Below are 21,896 nucleotides of genomic sequence, written 5' to 3' on the forward strand. Positions count from 1 at the left end.
CCGGGCCGATTCCGGACCGGTTCAGGCAAATCCGCGGCTCTTCTTGAACTGCTCGGTGGCGCCCACCAGGGCCCGCGAAATGCCCTTTTCCATCGCGCCGTGACCGGCGTCCGGCACCATGTTCAACAACGATCCCGGCCAGGCCTGGTGCAGGCGCCAGGCCGATACCGGCGGGCAGATCACGTCGTAGCGGCCCTGCACGATCACCGCCGGCAGGTGGGCGATGCGGTCGACATTGCGCAGCAGCTGGTCCTCGCTGAAGAAACCCAGGTTGGCCATGTAGTGCGATTCCAGCCTGCCCACGCCCAGGTCCAGCGTGTCGGATGGCGGATCCTCGGCCTGCGGCATCAGGAACACGCGGCGTCCTTCGAAGCGGCTCCAGGCGCGCACCGCCGGCCAGTGGATGGCCGGGTCGTCGCTCATGATGCGGTCGACATAGGCTTGCAGCAGGTTGCCGCGTTCCGCCGGCGGGATAGGCGCGACGAATTCGGCGTGCACTTCCGGATGGAACCACTGCGCGCCGTGCAGGAACCAGTCCACTTCCGCCTGCGTGCACAGGAAGATGCCGCGCAGGATGAAGCCCAGGCAGCGCTCGGGATGGGCCTGGCCGTATGCCAGCGCCAGCGTCGAACCCCAGGAGCCGCCGAACACCAGCCACTGCTCGATGCCGCACATGACGCGCAGGCGCTCGATGTCGTCGACCAGCAGCTCGGTGGTGTTGGCGCGGCATTCGCCCAGCGGCAGCGACTTGCCGGCGCCGCGCTGGTCGAACAAAATCACGCGGTACTGGTCCGGATCGAAGAAGCGGCGGTGCTGCGGCGACAGCCCGGCGCCCGGCCCGCCATGCAGGAAGACCACCGGTATGCCCTGTGGATTGCCGACCTCCTCCCAGTAAATGGTGTGCAGGTCGTCGACCGCCAGCATGCCGTGGCGCGACGGCAAAACGGGCGGGAACAGGGGCGAAGTCGGGTCGAACATGGCTATCCTTTAGGCATCGATAGCAGATTGTACGAAAAAAAAGCCAGGATCGCGAACGATCCTAGCCCGAGGCTACAACATCATGCCGCTTAGGACATGTGCTGGCCGCCGTTGATGGCGATATTGGCGCCGGTGACGAAAGCCGCTTCGTCCGACGACAGGTAGGCCACCAGGCCCGCCACTTCTTCCGGCTTGCCCAGGCGGGCCATCGGAATTTGCGGAATGATTTTGGTGTCGAGCACTTCCTGCGGGATCTCCATCACCATTTTGGTGCCGATGTAGCCCGGCGAAATGGTGTTGACGGTCACGCCCTTGCGCGCCACTTCCAGCGCCAGCGCTTTGGTGAAGCCGTGCATGCCGGCCTTGGCGGCCGAATAGTTGGTCTGGCCGAAGGCGCCCTTCTGGCCGTTGACCGACGAGATGTTGATGATGCGACCCCAGCCGCGTTCCACCATGCCATCGCACACCGGCTTGGTCATGTTGAACACGGAGTCCAGATTGGTGGCCATGACGGCGTCCCAATTCGGCTTGTCCATCTTCTTGAAGGTCATGTCGCGGGTGATGCCGGCGTTGTTCACCAGCACGTCGATCGGACCGATATCTTTTTCGATCGCGGCGACGCACGTTTGAGCCGAATCGTAATCGGCCACATCGCACGGGTAAGCGCGGAAATTAAAGCCCTGATCGCGGGTAGTTGCGAGCCATTGCTCGACCTTCGGATTGCCAGGGGAATACGTGGTAACGACGCAATAGCCTAGTGCCGACAGTTTGAAACACACTGCCTCGCCCAGACCACCCATGCCACCGGTTACTAATGCAACTCTTGCCATTTTCGTCCCCTCTTAAATTGACACCAAAAATCATCTGACACCGCACCGGGACCAGCCCGGCGCGGCACTGCTGCTGCGGATGCTACAAATACGGATACAAATCCGAATGCCGATTAAGCGCGCTCGATCGCCAGCGCCACGCCCATGCCGCCGCCGATGCACAGCGAGGCCAGGCCTTTCTTGGCGTCGCGACGCACCATTTCGTGGATCAGCGTGACCAGGATGCGGGCGCCGGATGCACCGATCGGGTGACCGATGGCGATGGCGCCGCCGTTCACGTTGATCTTGCTGGTGTCCCAGCCCATTTCCTTGTTCACGGCCACGGCCTGGGCGGCGAAGGCTTCGTTAATTTCCATCAGGTCCAGGTCGTCCGGGGTCCAGCCGGCTTTTTTCAGGCACAGCTTGGTGGCCGAGACCGGGCCCATGCCCATGAAGGCCGGGTCCAGGCCGGACGAGGCGTAGGCCTTGACCTTGGCCAGCACCGGCAGGCCCAGTTCCTTGGCCTTGGTGGCGGACATCATGATGACGGCGGCGGCGCCGTCGTTCAGGCCGGAGGCGTTGCCGGCGGTGACGGAACCGTCCTTGGCGAACGCGGGACGCAGGCCGGCCAGCGCTTCGATGGTCGAGCCCGGTTTGACGTATTCATCGCTGTCGAACACGATGCTGCCCTTTTTCTGGACGATTTCCAGCGGCAGGATCTCATCCTTGAACTTGCCGGCTTTTTGCGCGGCTTCCGCTTTCAGCTGCGAGTTCAGCGCGAACTCGTCCTGCTCGGTGCGGGAAATCTCGTATTTCTTCGCGACGTTCTCGGCGGTGGTGCCCATGTGGTACTGGTTGTAGGCGTCCCACAGGCCGTCGACGATCATGGAATCGACCATCTTGAAGTCGCCCATGCGGAAACCGTCGCGCGAACCATTCATCACGTGCGGCGAGGCGCTCATGTTTTCCTGGCCACCGGCAATGATGATTTCAGCATCACCAGCCTTGATGGCTTGCGCCGCCAGGTGGGTGGCTTTCAGGCCGCTGCCGCACACGTGGTTGATGGTGAAACCAGGAATGGTATTCGGCAGGCCGGCCTTGATGACGGCCTGACGGGCCGGATTCTGGCCGACGCCGGCGGTCAGCACCTGGCCGAGGATGGCTTCGCTGATCAGGTTGGGATCGATACCGGTCTGGGCCAGCAAGCCCTTGATCACGTGTGCGCCCAATTCGGCAGCCGGCGTCTTGGCCAGGCTACCGCCGAATTTGCCGACACCAGTACGGCCAGCGGCCACGATAACTACATCATCCATTTGACTCTCCAATGCGCCGGCCAAGGCCGGCTTAGTTTAGCAACAACGCGAACTTCGATAATACGCTTCGACGACTGGGCCGTGCGGTGTTTCGATGGTGCGTCGCCGCGAGAACTTTCCCAAGGTAATGACAGGATTTCTCTAGCAGCATCCGTGCCAACGACTAGCTGTCGTTGGGCACCCATCGTAAGCGTCGCACATGGTGGCAACTTTGACTTTCGTCAAAGCTGCGGCAATCATTCTGAAGAAACAATGTCAGTCTGTCACGATAATAATTTGATACCGTCCAGGGTGCTGGCGCACTGTTCGCGTATCACGTTGACGAAGTCGAGCACGTAGGCCTTCTGCTTCTGCGCCTCCGGCACCGACACGAACAAATCGCTCCACAAACCCTGCTCGCCGATCGGCTTGGCGATCACGTAGTCGTAGTCGACGTAGTTCTTGATCGCCCAGTTCGGCAGCGCGGCGATGCCGCGGCGGCTGGCCACCAATTGCAGCACCGCCACCGTCAGCTCGGCGGTGCGGCGTTCGAAGTGGATATCGGCCGGCTGCAGCACTTCGCGGATCAGGTCGATACGGCTTTCCGGCACCGGATAGGTGATCAGCGTTTCGCCTTCGAAATCGGATGCTTGCAGGCGGCGCTGCGCCGCCAGCCGGTGTTTCTGCGCCATCACCACCAGGATTTCAAAGCGGAACAGCGGGAAGGTGGCGAAGTCCGGGCCGTAGGGCGAGCCGATCACCAGGTCGGCGGCGCCGCTGCGCAGCAGCTCGGCCGGTTCGCTGTGGAAGCCCGACACCAGGTCGATTTCCACTTCCGGCCAGCGTTTGCGGAATTCATCCATCACCGGCATCAGCCAGTCGAAGCAGGTATGGCACTCCAGCGCCACGCGCAGCTGGCCGGTGTCGCCCTGGGTCAGGCGCGCCACTTCGCGCTCGGCCGATTCGATTTCCGGCAGCAGCAGATCGGCCAGCTTGAGCAGCCGCGCGCCGGTGGCGGTAAACCCGATCGGCACGGATTTTCGCTCAAAAAGCGGCCCACCGTAGCGATCTTCCAGCAACTTGATTTGATGCGACAAGGCCGACTGCGTCAGATTCAGCAGTTGCGCAGCACGAACCAGGCTGCCGGCGGAACGGAGGGCACTCAGGGTGCGCAGGTGACGTATCTCTAGCATGGTCTATTAAATTTTTTCATGTGAAGCCGCAAAATCTTTCGTTTTGATTATAGACCGGATTGCCGCACACTTTATATCACCAATATTAAATGCGGATGACATCAAAATGACAACACCCAATAAAGCCATACAAAGCCACATTCCAGGCTTCCCACGGATAGGCGCGGCGCGCGAACTGAAGTTCGCGCTGGAAGCCAACTGGCGCGGCGAATTGCCGGACGCCGAACTGGAAAACGTCGGCCGCCAACTGCGCGCCCGTCACTGGGCCTTGCAGCAGCAGGCCGGGCTGGACTTCGTCACGGTCGGCGATTTCGCCTACTACGACCAGGTCGCCAACCACATCCAACTGCTGGGCTGCGAACCGGCCCGCTACGGCTTCAGCGCCGATCAGTCGCAATTGAGCCGCTATTTCGCCATGGCGCGCGGCAACGGCGCCAAGGTCGAGCCGGCCGCCTGCGGCCACGACCACGCGCATGACGACGGCCAGGTGCACGCCTCGGCCGCGCTGGAAATGACCAAGTGGTTCGATACCAACTACCACTACCTGGTGCCGGAGTTCACGCCGGAAACCGCTTTCTCGCTGGCTTGCGAGCGCCTGTTCGACGAAGTCAACGAAGCGCTGGCGCTGGGCCATGCGGTCAAGGCCGTGCTGCTGGGACCGTTGAGTTTCCTGTGGCTGGGCAAGACCAAGGACGCCGGCTTCGATCGCCTCAGCCTGCTGGACCAGCTGCTGCCGGTCTACGGCCAGGTGCTGGACCGCCTGAAGGCGCAAGGCGTGCAGTGGGTGCAGATCGACGAGCCCATCCTCGGACTCGACCTGCCAGCGCCATGGCGCAGCGCGTTTGAAAACAGCTACTGGCAGCTGAACCAGGTCGGCGTGCCGCTGCTGCTGGCCACCTATTTCTCGCCGCTGGAAGAAAACCTCAGCCTGGCCTGCCGCCTGCCGGTGGCCGGCCTGCACGTGGACGGCGTGCGCGCCCCGCAGGAACTGACCAGCATCGCCGACTGGCTGCCGGTGCACAAGGTGCTGTCGGTCGGCATCGTCGACGGCCGCAACATCTGGCGCACCGACCTCGACGCAGCGCTGGCCACGCTGGCGCCTATCGTCGAAAAACGTGGCGGCAAGCTGTGGCTGTCGTCCTCGTGCTCGCTGCTGCACGTGCCGTTCACGCTGGCGGCGGAAAGCGCGCTCGATCATGAAATCCGCTCATGGCTGGCCTTCGCCACCGAAAAGCTGGACGAGCTGTATGTGCTCAAGCAAGCGCTGCAAGGTGAATACGACGCCGCCACCGCCGAGGCGCTGGATGTGTCGCGCGCCGCCATCGCCAGCCGCCGCGCCAGCCCGCGCGTGCACCAGGACGCCGTGCGCGAGCGCATCGCCGCGCTGCCGGCCGACGCCGACCAGCGCCGTTCGCAGTTCGTCCAGCGCCAGGCCGAGCAGCGCGCCCGCTTCAAGCTGCCTGCCTTCCCGACCACCACCATCGGCTCGTTCCCGCAAACAGCGACTATCCGCGCCGCCCGCGCCAGCTTCAAGCGCGGCGAACTGAGCGCCACCAGCTACCACGCCAAGATGAGCGAAGAAATCGCCTACGCCGTGCGCCGCCAGGAAGACCTGGGCCTGGACGTGCTGGTGCACGGCGAAGCCGAACGCAACGACATGGTCGAGTATTTCGGCGAGCAGCTGGAAGGCTTCGTCTTCACGCAACTGGGCTGGGTGCAGTCGTACGGCTCGCGCTGCGTCAAGCCGCCCGTCATCTACGGCGACGTCAGCCGCCCGAAAGCCATGACGGTGGACTGGACCGTGCACGCGCAAAGCCTGACCGCCAAGCCGATGAAGGGCATGCTGACCGGCCCGATCACGATTTTGCAATGGTCCTTCGTGCGCGACGACCAGCCGCGCTCGCTCACCGCGCTGCAGATCGCGCTGGCGATCCGCGACGAGGTGGCCGACCTGGAGCAGGCCGGCATCGGCATCATCCAGATCGACGAGCCGGCCGTGCGCGAAGGCTTGCCGCTGCGCCGCAGCCGCTGGGACGAGTACCTGGACTGGGCCACGCGCGCCTTCCGCGTGTCGGCCAGCGCGGCGGCCGACGGCACGCAGATCCACACCCACATGTGCTACGCCGAGTTCAACGACATCCTGCCGCAGATCGCCGCCATGGATGCCGACGTCATCACCATCGAGACCAGCCGCTCGGACATGGAGCTGTTGAACGGCTTCGGCCAGTTCCGCTATCCGAACGAGATCGGTCCCGGCGTGTATGACATCCACTCGCCGCGCGTGCCGGGCCAGGCCGAGATGGTGCGGCTGTTGCAGAAAGCCAGCGAGGTGATCCCGCCGGCCAATCTGTGGGTCAATCCGGATTGCGGACTGAAAACCCGTGGCTGGCCGGAAACCGAAACCGCGCTGCGCAACATGGTGGCCGCCGCCCGCCAGCTGCGCGCCGAGCACACGATCTACTAAGCAACACTGTGGCGGCGGCCTGCCGGGCCGCCGCCATCCCGCATTTTTACTGGCCCAGTACGGTGCCAGCCCTCCCCATCCGTCGTTTTCCACAGTAAAATGCTCGTGCCTGCGCATGCGCGCGAGGTTAAACCTCTAATACTGTCGCCCATGTCCAAGAGCCTGTTTCAAAAGCCCATAGAAATTAAGATTTCCACCGTAGTCGCAGTCTCCGCCATCCTGTCCACGGCGGACCGCCTGGCCCTCGACGCCGCGCTGGCCGAAATGACCGGCGGCACCACCGACTTCTTCGAAGACGACCTGACCGTGATCGACGTCGCCGCGCTGCCGGCCGGCACCGAGATCGACTGGGCCGGCATCATCGCCCTGCTGAAGAAATACCGCCTGAACCCGGTCGCCGTGCGCAACGCGCCGCCGGCCATGGCCGCCGAAATCGCCGCCCACGGCCTGAGCGTGGAAACCGCGACCAAGCCGCGCGAAGAGCAGGAGCCCGCTCCAGCACCGGTCAAGGCGGCCCCGGCAGCAGCACCCGCGCCAGCGGTTCCAGCAGCAGTGGCCGAAGCCCTGCCCGGCAAGGCCGGCGTGATGATCATCGACACTCCGGTGCGCGCCGGCCAGCGCATCTACGCGCGCGGCTGCGACCTGATCATCACCGCCGTGGTCAACAACGGCGCCGAAATCATCGCCGACGGCAGCATCCACGTGTACGCCACGCTGAACGGCCGCGCGCTGGCGGGCGCTTCCGGCAATGCCGAAGCACGCATCTTTGCAATGAATATGTCGCCGGAGTTAGTCTCCATTGCCGGCGTTTACCGCACTTTTGAAGACGGCTTCCCGACCGAATATGCACGTTCCCCTGCGCAAATTCGCTTGGTCGGCGACCGAATCGATATACTATCTGTCAATTCTGCAAACCGCGCTTGAGTAGCAACTCTCTGAAAAGGATTTTTTTGTGGCGAGAATTATTGTTGTAACGTCCGGTAAGGGCGGTGTCGGTAAGACGACTTCCAGCGCCAGCTTCTCCACCGGGCTGGCCATGCGCGGCCATAAAACCGCGGTGATCGACTTCGACGTCGGCCTGCGTAACCTCGACCTGATCATGGGCTGCGAACGCCGCGTGGTGTACGACCTGATCAATGTGATCAATAAAGAGGCGTCGCTGACCCAGGCGCTGATCAAGGACAAGCACTGCGACAACCTGTTCATCCTGCCGGCGTCGCAGACGCGCGACAAGGATGCGCTGTCGGAAGACGGCGTGGAAGTCGTGCTGCACGAGCTGATCAACATGGGCTTCGAGTTCATCATCTGCGATTCGCCGGCCGGCATCGAGCACGGCGCGCTGATGGCGCTGACCTTCGCCGACGAGGCCATCATCGTCACCAACCCGGAAGTATCGTCGGTGCGCGATTCGGACCGCATCCTCGGCATCATCCAGGCCAAGTCGCGCCGCGCCCAGACCGGCGGCGAGCCCGTCAAGGAGCACCTGCTGATCACCCGCTACTCGCCGAAACGCGTGGAAGCGGACGAAATGCTGTCGTACGAAGATGTGCAGGAAATCCTGCGCATTCCACTGATCGGCATCATTCCGGAATCGGAATCGGTGCTGCACGCGTCGAACCAGGGTAACCCGGCGATTCACTTCAAGGGCACCGATGTTGCGGAAGCCTACGAAGATGTGGTGTCGCGCTTCCTCGGCCAGGAATTGCCGTTGCGCTTCACTAACTACGAGAAGCCTGGCCTGCTGCAGCGTATTTTCGGGAGCAAGTAATCATGGCCCTGCTTTCTTTCCTGTTCCCGCAAAAACCCAAAACCGCCACCGCGGCCAAGGAGCGGTTGCAGATCATCATCGCGCGCGAGCGCAATGGCCGCAGCGGTCCCGACTTCCTGCCGGCGCTGCACAAGGAGCTGATCGAGGTGATCTCGAAGTACACCAAGGTCAACGCCGACGACATCAAGATCTCGCTGGACCGCCAGGGCAACCTGGAGGTGCTGGACGTGAACGTGGTGCTGCCGGACGCGTAACAGCTACAACGGCCGGGCGATCCCGGCCGTCACCAGTTCCTGCGCCACCTTGGCGCAGGCATCCACGTGCTGGTAGCCGATCTGTCGGAACGCCACGAAGCCGATGCCGGCCGAGGCCAGTTGTCCGGCCAGCGGCACCAGCTTGCTGGCTTGCCGCGCCACCGACTTCAGGCCGGTGCGGCGCAGCAGGTGCAACACCACTTCCCGCGTCACCAATTTCCCCACCAGCATGCCGCCGACGCCGATCGCGGCCTCGTAGGCGATCAGCCGGAACTTCGGCTGCATGCGCTCGATCTGCTGCGCCGTCAGGCCGAATTCCTGGTTGATGTCGTCGATCAACAGCGAGAACAGGCGCAGGTCGGACACCACGTCCAGCCCCGGTATCGGCACCGCCGCCACGCCGGCCGAGACCATGGCGCGCCGCCGCACCAGCTTGCGGCAACGCTCGCGCACGGCCTCGATATCGCGCTCGGTCCCCGGGACCAGCGTCCAATTTGTGTCTTTTTTCAGTCCCATGCGCGCTCCCGGCGGTAACTAGGATTTCTTTCCTTTTTTCAACTTCTTCATTGAATTCAGCGTTTTTCCAGTGTACCGTGTAATGGTTGTGCAGGTACGCACGGTGAATTATCGAGTTGTCGTCAAGGAAATATTAGTGCATTAAGAAAAATAATTAGCCATTTTGCTAACTATTTTTGTAAATCTCTGTTATATTTGTAGTGACTTCTCCTTAACATAATTTCCTACAGGCAGTAGTATGAGAATCGCCGTACTTGACAATGACCGCAGCCAAGCCGATCTGATCTGCCAGGTGCTGACCTCGGCAGGACACATCTGCCACAGCTTCCAGACCGCCAAGGACGTGCTGGCGCAATTGCGCAAGGACAGCTATGACATGCTGATCCTCGACTGGCAAGTCGTCGATCTCAGCGGTGCCGAAGTGCTGCGTCGCGCCCGCGAAAAACTGCCCGACAGCGCCCCGGTATTGTTCCTGACCACCAGCTCGGGCGAGGACGACATCGTCGCCGGCCTGGCTGCCGGCGCCGACGATTACATGATCAAACCGCTGCGCCGCAGCGAAATGGTGGCCCGCGTGCAAGCTTTACTGCGGCGCGCCTACCCGGCGCAAAATGGCGCCGAACAATTACAATTCGGTCAATATGTGTTCGAGACCCGTCCCGGCCGTTTGTTGATGGATGGCATCGTTTTGGACGTCACCCACAAAGAGTTCTACCTGGCACTGTTATTTTTCCGCAACATCGGACGGCCGCTATCGCGCGCCTACATCCACGAGGCGGTGTGGATACGCGAGACCGCCGTGCCGTCGCGCACCATGGACACCCACGTGTCGCGCGTCCGCAATAAATTGCAATTAAAACCAGAAAACGGCTTCCGCCTGGTGCCGGTCTACAGCTACGGCTATCGCCTGGAAAAACTGGGCGCTTGATCGGACCCTCGATATGGCCGGTATGCTGCCTGACATATAGGCAGCCCCAGGCAACCTACGGGTACAACACGGTATAATGTCCGCACAATCAACGCCCGGACCCGAAATGCAGCTGCTTGCCGTCGGCCTCAACCATAACACTGCCCCCGTCTCGCTGCGCGAGCAGCTGGCGTTCGCCCCTGAGCAACTGGGGCAGGCGGTGGTGGCGGCACGTTCCTGGTTCGAGCGCATCGACCATCGCGGCAGCGACGAGGCGGCGATCCTGTCGACCTGCAACCGCACCGAGTTGTACGCGGCCAGCCGGGTGCCCGACCCGCTCGACGCCGGCGCCCACTTCCTGGCCGACTTCCACAAACTGAACTACGCCGAACTGCGCCCGCACCTGTACCTGCTGCCGCAGCACGACGCCGTGCGCCACACCTTCCGCGTCGCCTCCGGGCTCGATTCGATGGTGCTGGGCGAGACGCAAATCCTCGGCCAGATCAAGGACGCGATCCGCACCGCCGACGAAGCGGGCGGCCTGGGCACCTATCTGCACCAGCTGTTCCAGCGCTCGTTCTCGGTCGCCAAGGAAGTGCGCAGCACCACCGAGATCGGCGCCCACAGCGTGTCGATGGCGGCGGCCGCCGTGCGGCTGTCGCAGCGCATCTTCGACAAGATCGCCGAGCAGAACGTGCTGTTCATCGGCGCCGGCGAGATGATCGAATTGTGCGCTACCCACTTCGCGGCGCAGAATCCCAAGTCCATCACCATCGCCAACCGCACGCTGGACCGCGGCGAGATCCTGGCGCACCGCTTCGGCGGCCGCGCCATCCGCCTGGCCGAGCTGCAGGACAAGCTGCACCAGTACGACATCGTCATCTCCTGCACCGCCTCGTCGCTGCCGCTGATCGGCCTGGGCATGGTGGAGCGCGCGATCAAGGCGCGCCGCCACAAGCCGATGTTCATGGTCGACCTGGCCGTGCCGCGCGATATCGAAGCCGAAGTGGGCCGCCTCAACGACGTCTTCCTGTACACCGTGGACGACCTGGGCAAAGTGGTGCAGACCGGCATGGAAAACCGCCAGGCCGCCGTGGCCCAGGCGGAAGCGATCATCGAAACCCGCGTGCAATCGTTCATGCACTGGATCGACGACCGCGCCGTGGTGCCGGTCATCCAGAGCCTGCAGGAAAACGGCGAAGCGCTGCGCCAGCTGGAACTGGAACGCGCCCGCAAGATGCTGGCCAAGGGCGAAGACATCGACGCCGTGCTGGAAGCCCTGTCCAAGGGCCTGACCGCGAAATTCATGCACGGCCCGCAGCAGGCGCTGCACCGCGCGCAGGGCGAAGAACGCGCCCACCTGGCCGAGCTGCTGCCGCAGCTGTTCCGCGGCCGTCGTTAGCGACACTGCCTGATCAGCGCGCGCGCCACGCCGCCGCGCACTCCCCGCCGCCACCGCGCGGCATCTGCTCCAACTCCTTTACCGAATACGCTATGAAACCATCCATGCTGGGCAAGCTCGATCAATTGGCAAACCGCCTGGTCGAACTCGATGAATTGCTGATGACCGAAGGCGCGACCAGTAATATGGACGCCTACCGCAAGATGACCCGCGAGCACGCCGAACTCGGCCCGCTGGTGGCGCTGTACAAGTCCTACCAGGATGCCATCGGCGACCTGGACGCCGCGCAGGAAATGCTCAGCGATCCGGAAATGAAGGACTTCGCGCAGGACGAAATCGAGGCGGCCAAGACCCGCCTGGCGGAACTGGAACTGGAGCTGCAGAAAATGCTGCTGCCGAAGGACGCCAACGACGAGCGCAACATCTTCCTGGAAATCCGCGCCGGCACCGGCGGCGACGAGTCGGCCCTGTTCGCCGGCGACCTGCTGCGCATGTACACCCGCTTCGCCGAGCGCAATCGCTGGCAGGTGGAAGTGGTGTCGGAATCGGCGTCGGACCTGGGCGGCTACCGCGAGGTGATCGTGCGCCTGATCGGCAACAGCGTCTACTCCAAGCTGAAGTTCGAATCCGGCGGCCACCGCGTGCAGCGCGTGCCGGCCACCGAAACCCAGGGCCGCATCCACACCTCCGCCTGCACCGTGGCGGTGATGCCGGAGGCGGACGAAGTGGAAGACGTCAACATCAACCCGGCCGACCTGCGCATCGACACCTACCGCGCTTCCGGCGCCGGCGGCCAGCACATCAACAAGACCGATTCGGCCGTGCGCATCACCCACCTGCCGACCGGCATCGTGGTCGAGTGCCAGGACGACCGCTCGCAGCACAAGAACAAGGCGCAAGCGATGAAGGTGCTGGCGGCGCGCATCAAGGACGTGCAGCTGCGCGAGCAGCAGTCGAAGGAAGCGGCCACCCGCAAGAGCCTGATCGGCTCGGGCGACCGCAGCGAACGTATCCGCACCTACAACTACCCGCAGGGCCGCATGACGGACCACCGCATCAACTTGACCTTGTACAAGCTGGACTTCATCATGGACGGCGACCTGACGGAGCTGACCAATGCGCTGGCCGCCGAACACCAGGCCGAGCTGCTGGCGGCGCTGGGCGACTAAGTTAACGCCGGCCTAAGGCTGAAGCGACAACTTTGTGCGAAAATTGCCCGCTATTCCCACCGCCACCGAATCGGATCACCCCATGCTACATACGCGCTCCCTGCTGCTGTCCATAGCCATCGCCTGCTTCGGCGTGATCGGCGTCGCCCTGTACTTGCAGATCGGCCTGGACATGCTGCCGTGTCCCCTGTGCGTGATCCAGCGCTACCTGTTCATCGCCATCGGCATCTGCTGCCTGGTCGGCGCCTACAGCAAGCCCAAGCTGGGCGCCGGCCTTGGCCTGCTGGCCGCACTGGGCGGCCTGCGTATCGCCGGGATGCACCTGTACATCCTGGCCCATCCCGGTCTGTCGTGCGGCATCGATCCGATGGAGACCTTTCTCAACAAGATCCCCACCGCGACCTACCTGCCCGTCCTGTTCCACGCCGACGGGCTGTGCGAAGACGCGCTGGCGCCGTGGTTCGGCCTGTCGATTCCGCAGTGGTCCTTCCTGAGCTTCGGCCTGTGCACGCTGGGCCTGGCCTGGCTGCTGATCCGCCGCGCACGCAAATGATTTCGGACATCAGCACCATCGCCGCAGGCATCACCATCGGTGCGCTGCAAGTGCAGTCCCTGTTGGACCCGCTGGACAACCGCGTGCTGCTGTGCCACGCGCTGGGCCTGTCGCGCGTTAGCCTGATCACCCAGTCCGAACGCCAACTCGATGCCGAACAGGCGGCGCGTTTTGCCGCCCTGGTGCAGCGCCGCGTGGCCGGCGAACCGGTCGCCTACATCGTCGGCCAGCGCGAATTTTTCGGCCTGCCGTTTGAAGTCAACGGCGCCGTGCTGATCCCCCGCCCCGACACCGAACTGCTGGTCGAACTGACCCTGGACCGCCTGCCGCCGCAAGGCCGCGTGCTGGACATGGGCACCGGCAGCGGCGCCATCGCCGTGGCGCTGGCGCACACCCGGCGCGACGCCGCCGTCACCGCGCTCGACGTCAGCCCGGACGCGCTGGCCGTGGCGCGCCGCAACGCCGCCGCCAACAGCGCCCAGGTCAACTTCCTGCAAAGCGACTGGTACGCCGCGCTGCAAGGCCAGCCGCCGTTCGACGTCATCGCCTCCAACCCGCCCTACATCGCCAGCGGCGACCGCCATCTGTCCGAAGGCGACCTGCGCTACGAACCGACCGGCGCGCTGACCGACCACGCGGACGGCCTGTCGGCGCTGCGCATCATCGTCGCCGGCGCCGCCGCGCATCTGAAGCCGCAAGGCTGGCTGCTGATGGAGCACGGCTACGACCAGGCCGCCGCCGTGCGCGACTTGTTAACCGCACAAGGTTACAGCGAAGTGCAAAGCTGGACCGACCTGGCCGGCATCGAGCGCGTCACAGGTGCGCGGACGCACTGACAGCGTCATCGATACGCAATATTCTGGCTTTCGGCCCCCCTTCCAAGTATTTGATAAACTAGCAAGCGATCTTCGGCTCCGGTGAACTTTGGGCCGGCGCCGACGCGATTGGCCGTTTTCGGTTAATCTCGCACCTCACGCTTTGATGCAACACTTGATGCACTACGAAAGGAAGATCCAATTGTCCAATCTATTGACTCGCCGCCTGGCCTTGCTGGCCCAGCCAGAGCACCGTCCGGTGCTGGGTGGCTTGCGTGGCATCGAACGCGAAACCCTGCGGGTGGACGCGCGTGGCCACCTGGCGGCGACGCCGCATCCGGTGGCCATGGGCTCGGCCCTGACGCACCCGCAAATCACCACCGATTACGCCGAAACGCTGCTGGAGTTCATCACCCCGGCCGAGGCCGACATCGCCACCACCATCGCCAAGCTCGACGGCATCCACCGCCACGCCTACACCAAGCTGGGCGACGAGCTGCTGTGGAGCCAGTCCATGCCCTGCCAGCTGCCGGGCGAGGAAGACATCGAGATCGCCTGGTATGGCACCTCCAACATGGGTACGCTCAAGCATGTGTACCGGCGCGGCCTGGCGCTGCGCTACGGCAAGGCCATGCAGTGCATCGCCGGCATCCACTACAACTACTCGCTGGACGAACGCCTGTGGCGCGTGCTGGCCGAGCATGAAGGCAACGACAAGCGCCTGACGTCCAAAGCCTTCCAGTCCGAAGCCTACCTGGCGACGATCCGCAACTTCCGCCGCTACAGCTGGCTGCTGATGTATCTGTTCGGCGCCTCGCCGGTGCTGTCGACCGGCTTCCTGCGCGGCCGTCCGCACAAGCTGGAAACGCTGTCCGACGACACGCTCTACCTGCCCTACGCCACCAGCCTGCGCATGAGCGACCTCGGCTACCAGAACGACGCGCAATCGGGACTGAGCCCGCATGAAAACTGCCTGGACAGCTACGTCGCCGCCCTGACCAAGGCCGTCAACCAGCCGTACGAACCGTACGCGGCGCTGGGCACCAAGCGCGACGGCGAATGGATACAGCTGAGCACCAACGTGCTGCAGATCGAAAACGAGTACTACTCCACCATCCGCCCCAAGCGCGTGATCCAGACCGGCGAGCGGCCGATCCAGGCGCTGTGCGCGCGCGGCGTGCAATACATCGAAGTGCGCTGCATGGACGTCGACCCGTTCGAACCGGTCGGCATCAGCGTGCCGACCGGCCGCTTCCTCGACGCCTTCCTGCTGTTCTGCGCATTGGAAGAAAGCCCGGCCATCTCGCCGGAAGAAGGCCTGCGCCACACCGAGAACTTCGCCCGAACCGTCAAGGAAGGCCGCCGTCCGGGCCTGACGCTGAACAGCGACAACGGCGAGATCAGCCTGCAAGCCTGGGGCCAGCAGCTGCTGGAGCGCATCCGCCCGGTGGCGGCCCTGCTCGACGCGCAGCGCGGCGACACCGTGCACGCCGACGCCATGGCGCAGCAAGCGTCCAAGCTGCTGGACGCCGACCTGACGCCGTCGGCCAAGGTGCTGGCGGCCTTGCGCGCCAACGGCAAATCGTTCGCCGCCTTCGGCCTGGAGCAAAGCAAGCGGCACGCGGCCTACTTCCGCAGCCACGCGCCGGACGCAGAACAAGCCGCCTACTTCGACGGCCTGGCCGCCGTCTCGCTGGCCGAGCAGGCGGAGATGGAAGCTGCGCCGCAATCGAGCTTCGACGATTACGTCGCCGCCTACCGCGCCAGCAATCTGTGCCACTCCAGTATGGATTGCGACTAAACCAGGGGCCTCCTTGCTCACCTTCTACAACGAACTGCACGCGCAGCATCGCGGCCGCTACGAGATCTTCCGCGGCGAGATGGTGCCGTGCTTCGAAAAACCGGAGCGGGTCGATTCGGTGCTGGCGGAGCTGGGCCGGCGCGGCCTGGGCAAGATCGTCACGCCGCACGGCGTGCCGCTGATGTCGCTGGAACGCATTCACACGCCGCGCTACCTGCAGTTCCTGCGCGGCGCCTGGAACGAATGGCTGGCGCTCGATCCGGCCAACGCCGGCAAGGACGCCTTCCCCGCCGTCTGGCCTATACGCTCGCTGCGCGACGACATCGAACCGGACAACTTCTGCGCCAAACTGGGACTGTATTCGATGGACAGCGGCACGCCGCTGACGGCCGGCACCTGGACCGCCGCCAAGACCGGCGCCGATTGCGCGGTCAACGCCGCGCACGCGCTGCGGCTGGGAGAGCGCGGCGCCTTCGTGTTGAGCCGTCCGCCGGGCCACCATGCGGGCGCGGATTTCTTCGGCGGCTACTGCTTCCTCAACAACGCCGCGCTGGCCGCGCAGCACATGCTGGACGACGGCGCCCGCAAAGTCGCCATCATCGACATCGACTACCACCACGGCAACGGCACGCAGAGCATTTTCTACAACCGCGACGACGTGCTGTTCATCTCCATCCACGCCGATCCGCGCAACGAGTATCCGTTCTACCTGGGCCATGCCGACGAGCGCGGCGAAGGCGCGGGACTGGGCTACAACATGAACCTGCCGCTGGCGGCTGGCAGCTCGCCGCAGGCCTGGTTCGCGGCGCTGGAGACGGCCTGCATCCGCCTGGGCAGCTTCGCGCCGGATGCGCTGGTGGTGTCGCTGGGCGTCGACACCTTCGCCGGCGATCCGCTGTCGCGCTTCGCGCTGCAAAGCGCCGACTACCTGAAAATCGGCGAGCGCCTGGCCTGGCTGAACGTGCCCACCGCCTTCATTTTCGAAGGCGGCTACGCGGTCAAGGAACTGGGCACCAACGTCGTCAACGTCCTCGAAGGTTACGAGACGGCGCTCTGACCAATCCATGAATAAACCTCTGCCCTGGGCCGACGACACGCCGCAACTGACCATGTGGTGCGCCGTGCTGTTTTGCTGTTTCAGCGCCCTGCTGGCGGCGGTGTATCTGCTGCCGCCGCTCGCCAGCCTGCTGTGCGTGGTGCCGGTGGCCTCCTACCTGATGCTGGGTCTGCACATGGGCATGGTGTACAGCATCGGCTGGTCGGTGCTGGGCATGGCCGTGCTGGTGCTGCGGCCGGGCAGCTCCACCGAGGCGCTGCTGGGCACCGCCGCCGCCGTGCTGGGCGCGGGCCTGCTGTCGCACTGGTTCGAAGTGCGGCGCGCGGCATTGATGGCGGTATTGCGCCGCACCGCCGCACTCGATCCGCTGACCGGCCTGCACAACCACCTGTACCTGGAATCGATCTTCAGCCAGCTCACGCGCAGCCAGCGCGGCAAGCCGCAATCGGTGACGATGATGCTGGTGGCGCTGGCGCCCGGCGCCGACGACGCCCGCCTGATCGAGGCCGCACGGCTGATCGAGGAAGTGTGCCGCGGCAGCGACTGGGCCTTCCGCTTCGGCGACGACAGGTACTGCGTGCTGGTGCCGTGGGTGTCGCAAGTGCAGGGCCAACAGATCGCCGACCGCCTGCTGGCGCGCCTCAACGCAGAAACGCACACGCCCGCCAGGCTGGGCCTGGCCCGCTGGCCGGAAGACGCGCAAACACTGGCGCAGCTCCACCAAATCACCGCACGCAGCTTGACGGCGGACTACGCGCCTAACGCTGGAAAGGCCCCCAGGTCGGCTGCCTGATGTCGCCGTCCTGGGCGCTGAGTTTCTGCTTCACGCGGCCGTCCACCGACACCACCATCAGCGATTTGCGCCCGGCCGCTTCGGTGGCGTAGATGATGTACTTGCCGTTCGGCGCGAAGCTGGGCGACAGGTCGTCGGTGCTGTCGGACAGGCGCTGCTCCTGGCCGGTGGTCAGGTCCAGCACGTACAGCTGGTAATTGCCGTCGCGGCGAGAGATGTAGGCCAGCGTCATGCCGTCGGGCGAGATGCGCGGGCTGATGTTGTAGCCGCCGGCAAAGGTGATGCGCTTGACGTCGCTGCCATCCACATTCATGCGGTAGATCTGCGGACCGCCGCTGCGGTCGCTGGTGAAATAGATGCTGCGGCCGTCGGCCGAGAATTGCGCCTCGGTGTCGATGGCGGCGCCAGTGCCGTCAGACACGCGGCGCAAGCCGCTGCCATCGGCGTTGACGGTGTAGATCTGCGTGTGGCCATCCATCGACAACGAGACTGCCAGCCTGGCGCCATCCGGCGACCATGCCGGCGACGAGTTGCTGCCCTTTTCGTTGGCGACCACGGTGCGCGCCTGGGTGAGCAGGTTCTGCACATACACCACGGGCTTCTTCTGCTCGAACGACACGTAGGCGACCTTGCCGCCGTCCGGCGACCAGACCGGTGAAATGATGGGATCATTCGAACGCCGCGCCGCCTGCTCGCCCTCGCCGTCGATATCGGCCACGGCCAGCTGGTAGTTGCGCCCCTCCTGCTTGACGTAGGCCACGCGGGTCGCGAAGGCGCCGGGGACGCCGGTCAGCTTGAAGAACACATCGTCGGCGATCTTGTGCGCCGCCAGGCGCGCGGCCTGGCTGGACACCGACTGGTCCTGGCGCGACAGCTGGCTGGCCTTGACGGTGTCGAACAATTTGTAGCGCACATCGTAGCGGCCGTCGGCCAGCGCCGACACCGTGCCCACCACCAGCGCATCGGCGCCCTTGGCTTTCCAGCCGGCGTAGTCGATGTTGTTGACGTCGGCGATGGCGCCGGCATCGATCACCTTGAACATGCCGCTGCGTTCCAGGTCGGCCTTGATGATGGCGGAGATCTGCTGCGGCGCCAGGATTTCATCGGCGAAGCCGGCCACGGCAACGGGAATCTGATTGCTGCCGACGCCGCTGATTTCAATCCGCATCTGTGCCTGCGCGGTGTTGATGACGACGGCCATGCCGGCGAAGATTAAGTAGTGACTGAGTTTTTTCATGGAAGGGACGGATAAATAGTCCGAGCGAATATAGTCGAAATCACTGGCGGCGGCTACTTCGCTCTCGATATTCAATTGTTTTTCCAACGATAAATTATCGGTGTAGTATCCAACTTTGCTTTCCTTCATCCGATAGGTGATAGAAATGGACAATTCCCCAGGCAAACAGGCGCACATCGATCGCTGGCAGAAGGACCGCCAGAAGGCTTTCAAAATAGTACCCGAGGGCGGCAAGACGTTTCGCTACCTGGGCAAGGAATTCCACGTTTTCCCCAACACCTTCTGGCCCTACACGGATAGCCAGCCGCTGGTCAGCAGCCTGCGCGTCAAGCCGGGGGACAGCGTGCTCGATGTCGGCACCGGCTCCGGCGTCATCGCGGTATTCGCCTGCTATGGCGGCGCCGCCCGCGTGCTGGCGGTCGACATCAACCCCGCCGCGCTGAAGAGCGCGCAACACAACGCCACCGAGCACGGCTTCGGCGAAACGATGGAAGTGCGGTATTCCTGCCTGTTCGACGGCATCGGCAACGAGCAGTTCGACGTCATCACCGCCAACCTCCCCTTCCGCAACAAGGAGGCGCCCGACGTCGTCGCGCGTTCGCAATGGGACACTGACTTCCGTACCAATACCCAGTTCTTCGAGCAGGTCGGCAAATATCTGAAGCCGGATGGACGCATCTATTTTGCGCATTCCAATTTCGGCGCGGTCAAGGAAGTGCGCAAGCTGGCCAAGGACAACGGCTACAGCATGCGCATGGTGGCCCGCGCGCGCGCCGACGAGACCAAAGAGTTTTATGCGTTTCTCATCAAGCGATTGCCTCAAGCCGCACGCGCATGAACCAGGTGCTCGACACCATCGCAGGCTTGCGCGCGGTGGCCCATGCGCCATGGCGTCCGCTGGTGCGGCGTGTGGTGGTGGTACTCTGCAACTCGCGCGCGGGGTCCAGCCTGGTCAAGCACGTGCTGGCCGATCATCCGGACATCGCTTCGCTCGATGGGGAGATGGAACCGTATCTGGCGCTCACCGGCAATAGCTTCGGCGTCCACGCCGACAGCGACGCCATCGGCACCCTGGCGCAGCCGGACCTATTGGCCGACAACATCTTCGCCGAGCTCAGCGTACCCAGTCCGGTACTGCCGCCATTGGAGCAATTGAAGGACCGCTGGCGGCGGCGCCTGCTCCTGCAGTTCCCGCTGCTCTTCATCGACCCGGTGCAACAGCAACAGCTCAACGCTGCGCTGGACGTAGCCTTGCAATCGCCGGACAGCGCGCTGCAACGCACGATACTGGCGTCGGTGTTCCGCGATCAGCCGTGGCGGATGAATTTTTATGACGGACAGCCGCCGTCGTCGCTGCGCGATTTCGGACTGGGCCCCAGCGGCTACTACGACGAACAGCTGAAGATCGAAGAGCCGCCGTTCGTGCTGCCGCGCAGTTATCGTCGCCCGTTCACCATCGACGACGCCGCCAACAAGATCCTGCTGTTCAAATCGCCGAGCGATGCCTACCGGATCGGCATGCACGAGCAGCTGTTCCCGCAGGCCGACATCCAATACATCCACCTCACCCGGGGCTATGCGCAATCGGTCAATGGCCTGATGGACGGCTGGCTGTCGCCCAAGGGCTTCTTCGCGCACGACATGGCGCGGGCCGGCATGGCGCTGCGGATAGGCGGCTACTCCGACGCCATGCCGTTCGGCCAGCGCTGGTGGAAGTTCGACCTGCCGCCCAACTGGCGCCAGTTCATGCACTCCGGCCTGGGCGACGTCTGCCTGAACCAATGGCTGGCAGCCAATGAGGCGATCATTGCCAGCGGCGTGCCGGCGCTGCGCATAGCGTTCGAGGCCTTCATGGAGAACCCGGCGGCGCAGTTGCAGCGCATCGGCGACTTGCTTGGCTTGTCCAATCTGGCGCTGCCCGCGCGGCTGCCCGTCACGATGGCCACCGACGCCCCCGGCGCGCTGCGCTGGCGCAAGCGCGAACAGGCTTTGCTGGAGATGGGCCAACACCGGCCGGTGCGGGCGATGATGGAGCAGCTGGGCTACACGATGAATCCGGAGACGTGGACATGAACAATCACTTGCTGGTGCCCTTCCTGATCGGGCAACGCCGCGATGGCCTGCGCCGCGTCACTGACCTCGACCGCCATGACTGGGACATCGTCGACGTCGCCGATTTCACCGAGACCGCGCTGAGCGATCCCAACGAGAAGCTGCGCAGGATGGGCAGGATCTACGCCGGGATGGCGGAACGCGTGCACCGGATCGTCGATGCGGGCAAGGTCCCGGTCAGCATCGCCGGCGACTGCATGTCCACGCTCGGCATGCTGGGCGGCCTGCAACGCAGCGGACGCCCGCCGGACCGCATCTTGTGGCTCGACGCCCATGGCGATTTCCACACCTGGGAAACCACGCAGACCCAGTACCTCGGCGGCATGCCGCTGGCGATCCTGGTGGGACGCGGAGACCGTCGCAAGCAAAGCCGCGACACCATCGGTTCGATGCTGGCGACCATCGGCGTCACGCCATTCCCCGAACAGCGGGTGATCCTGTCCGACGCGCGCGACCTCGACCCGGGCGAGCTGGAGGCGGTGAGAAGCTCCGGCATCACCTGCTGCACCATCGCGCAGATAGGCGAGCACCTGAAGCCGGGCGAACGCCTCTATCTGCATTTCGACAGCGACGTGATGGACGCGGAAGCGGAAATGCCGGCGCTGAAATACCACGTCAAATCAGGGCCGAACTACGACGACATGGCGGCGCTATTCCGCTCACTGCGCGGGCATGACATCGTTGCGGTATCGGTGTCGGCCTGGCACGAGGAAAAAGACCTGGACAACGCGGCCGCGCGGGCATGCCTGGCACTGCTGGGTGAATTGGAGACGTAA

General features: G+C 64.2%; 21 protein-coding genes. 15 read left to right on the forward strand and 6 right to left on the reverse strand.

The window, feature by feature from the left end:
* Positions 1-21: 21 nt before the first annotated feature.
* The 4 genes from pip to D0T21_RS20400 form a co-directional block, all read right to left on the reverse strand.
* Entirely contained in the window at positions 22-978 is a 957-nt protein-coding gene (pip, locus tag D0T21_RS20385; RefSeq protein ID WP_116991184.1) for a prolyl aminopeptidase, read from the reverse strand.
* A gap of 89 nt (positions 979-1,067) precedes the next feature.
* On the reverse strand, positions 1,068-1,808 hold the full coding sequence (phbB, locus tag D0T21_RS20390; protein ID WP_116991185.1) for an acetoacetyl-CoA reductase: 741 nt from the start codon (positions 1,806-1,808) through the stop codon (positions 1,068-1,070).
* Between the two features lie 113 nt (positions 1,809-1,921).
* Positions 1,922-3,100 carry an acetyl-CoA C-acetyltransferase gene (locus D0T21_RS20395; protein ID WP_116991186.1) on the reverse strand — a complete coding sequence of 393 codons (1,179 nt, stop codon included), beginning with the start codon at positions 3,098-3,100 and terminating at the stop codon, positions 1,922-1,924.
* Between the two features lie 263 nt (positions 3,101-3,363).
* Positions 3,364-4,272, reverse strand: a complete 909-nt coding sequence (locus D0T21_RS20400; RefSeq protein WP_116994471.1) for a LysR family transcriptional regulator — start codon at positions 4,270-4,272, stop codon at positions 3,364-3,366.
* Positions 4,273-4,378: 106 nt separating this feature from the next.
* Between D0T21_RS20400 and metE the strand changes: the two genes are divergently transcribed.
* The 4 genes from metE to minE all read left to right on the forward strand — a co-directional run bounded on the left by metE (position 4,379) and on the right by minE (position 8,758).
* Positions 4,379-6,736: a 5-methyltetrahydropteroyltriglutamate--homocysteine S-methyltransferase gene (gene metE, locus D0T21_RS20405; RefSeq protein WP_116994472.1), complete on the forward strand. Its 2,358-nt coding sequence runs from the start codon at positions 4,379-4,381 to the stop codon at positions 6,734-6,736.
* 150 nt (positions 6,737-6,886) lie between these two features.
* The gene (gene minC / locus D0T21_RS20410) at positions 6,887-7,660 is read left to right on the forward strand and encodes a septum site-determining protein MinC (RefSeq protein ID WP_116991189.1); all 774 of its coding nucleotides are present in this window, start codon (positions 6,887-6,889) and stop codon (positions 7,658-7,660) included.
* 28 nt (positions 7,661-7,688) lie between these two features.
* On the forward strand, positions 7,689-8,504 hold the full coding sequence (minD, locus tag D0T21_RS20415; RefSeq protein WP_026334797.1) for a septum site-determining protein MinD: 816 nt from the start codon (positions 7,689-7,691) through the stop codon (positions 8,502-8,504).
* 2 nt (positions 8,505-8,506) lie between these two features.
* Entirely contained in the window at positions 8,507-8,758 is a 252-nt protein-coding gene (gene minE / locus D0T21_RS20420) for a cell division topological specificity factor MinE (protein ID WP_008443622.1), read from the forward strand.
* Positions 8,759-8,761: 3 nt separating this feature from the next.
* On the opposite strand, the gene D0T21_RS20425 is transcribed toward minE, so the two are convergent.
* Entirely contained in the window at positions 8,762-9,274 is a 513-nt protein-coding gene (locus D0T21_RS20425; RefSeq protein ID WP_116991190.1) for a hypothetical protein, read from the reverse strand.
* 238 nt (positions 9,275-9,512) lie between these two features.
* Between D0T21_RS20425 and D0T21_RS20430 the strand changes: the two genes are divergently transcribed.
* The 8 genes from D0T21_RS20430 to D0T21_RS20465 all read left to right on the forward strand — a co-directional run bounded on the left by D0T21_RS20430 (position 9,513) and on the right by D0T21_RS20465 (position 17,771).
* The gene (locus D0T21_RS20430; protein ID WP_116991191.1) at positions 9,513-10,202 is read left to right on the forward strand and encodes a response regulator transcription factor; all 690 of its coding nucleotides are present in this window, start codon (positions 9,513-9,515) and stop codon (positions 10,200-10,202) included.
* A gap of 106 nt (positions 10,203-10,308) precedes the next feature.
* Positions 10,309-11,583: a glutamyl-tRNA reductase gene (hemA, locus tag D0T21_RS20435; RefSeq protein ID WP_116991192.1), complete on the forward strand. Its 1,275-nt coding sequence runs from the start codon at positions 10,309-10,311 to the stop codon at positions 11,581-11,583.
* Positions 11,584-11,675: 92 nt separating this feature from the next.
* The gene (prfA, locus tag D0T21_RS20440) at positions 11,676-12,752 is read left to right on the forward strand and encodes a peptide chain release factor 1 (protein ID WP_116991193.1); all 1,077 of its coding nucleotides are present in this window, start codon (positions 11,676-11,678) and stop codon (positions 12,750-12,752) included.
* Between the two features lie 82 nt (positions 12,753-12,834).
* Positions 12,835-13,305 carry a disulfide bond formation protein B gene (locus D0T21_RS20445; protein ID WP_116991194.1) on the forward strand — a complete coding sequence of 157 codons (471 nt, stop codon included), beginning with the start codon at positions 12,835-12,837 and terminating at the stop codon, positions 13,303-13,305.
* Positions 13,302-14,141 carry a peptide chain release factor N(5)-glutamine methyltransferase gene (gene prmC / locus D0T21_RS20450; protein WP_116991195.1) on the forward strand — a complete coding sequence of 280 codons (840 nt, stop codon included), beginning with the start codon at positions 13,302-13,304 and terminating at the stop codon, positions 14,139-14,141. The genes D0T21_RS20445 and prmC overlap by 4 nt, the downstream gene beginning before the upstream one ends.
* A 181-nt stretch (positions 14,142-14,322) precedes the next feature.
* Positions 14,323-15,921 (forward strand): glutamate--cysteine ligase, encoded by a 1,599-nt coding sequence (gene gshA / locus D0T21_RS20455; protein ID WP_116991428.1) that lies wholly within the window; start codon positions 14,323-14,325, stop codon positions 15,919-15,921.
* A 13-nt stretch (positions 15,922-15,934) separates the two neighbouring features.
* Positions 15,935-16,978 carry a histone deacetylase family protein gene (locus D0T21_RS20460; protein ID WP_116991196.1) on the forward strand — a complete coding sequence of 348 codons (1,044 nt, stop codon included), beginning with the start codon at positions 15,935-15,937 and terminating at the stop codon, positions 16,976-16,978.
* A 7-nt stretch (positions 16,979-16,985) separates the two neighbouring features.
* Positions 16,986-17,771 carry a diguanylate cyclase domain-containing protein gene (locus D0T21_RS20465; protein ID WP_116991197.1) on the forward strand — a complete coding sequence of 262 codons (786 nt, stop codon included), beginning with the start codon at positions 16,986-16,988 and terminating at the stop codon, positions 17,769-17,771.
* Here the strand turns inward: D0T21_RS20465 and tolB are convergent.
* Positions 17,737-19,008, reverse strand: a complete 1,272-nt coding sequence (gene tolB / locus D0T21_RS20470) for a Tol-Pal system beta propeller repeat protein TolB (RefSeq protein WP_116991429.1) — start codon at positions 19,006-19,008, stop codon at positions 17,737-17,739. The genes D0T21_RS20465 and tolB overlap by 35 nt on opposite strands.
* Before the next feature lie 145 nt (positions 19,009-19,153).
* Between tolB and D0T21_RS20475 the strand changes: the two genes are divergently transcribed.
* The 3 genes from D0T21_RS20475 to D0T21_RS20485 are packed head-to-tail and all read left to right on the forward strand — an operon-like array spanning position 19,154 to position 21,896.
* Positions 19,154-19,846 carry a methyltransferase gene (locus D0T21_RS20475; RefSeq protein ID WP_116991198.1) on the forward strand — a complete coding sequence of 231 codons (693 nt, stop codon included), beginning with the start codon at positions 19,154-19,156 and terminating at the stop codon, positions 19,844-19,846.
* Positions 19,843-21,081 carry a hypothetical protein gene (locus D0T21_RS20480; RefSeq protein WP_116991199.1) on the forward strand — a complete coding sequence of 413 codons (1,239 nt, stop codon included), beginning with the start codon at positions 19,843-19,845 and terminating at the stop codon, positions 21,079-21,081. The genes D0T21_RS20475 and D0T21_RS20480 overlap by 4 nt, the downstream gene beginning before the upstream one ends.
* Complete coding sequence (locus D0T21_RS20485; protein ID WP_116991200.1) at positions 21,078-21,896, forward strand: arginase family protein; 819 nt, start codon at positions 21,078-21,080, stop codon at positions 21,894-21,896. The genes D0T21_RS20480 and D0T21_RS20485 overlap by 4 nt, the downstream gene beginning before the upstream one ends.

The sequence above is a fragment of the Duganella sp. BJB476 genome, from assembly GCF_003416895.1.
Lineage (GTDB): Bacteria > Pseudomonadota > Gammaproteobacteria > Burkholderiales > Burkholderiaceae_D > Rugamonas.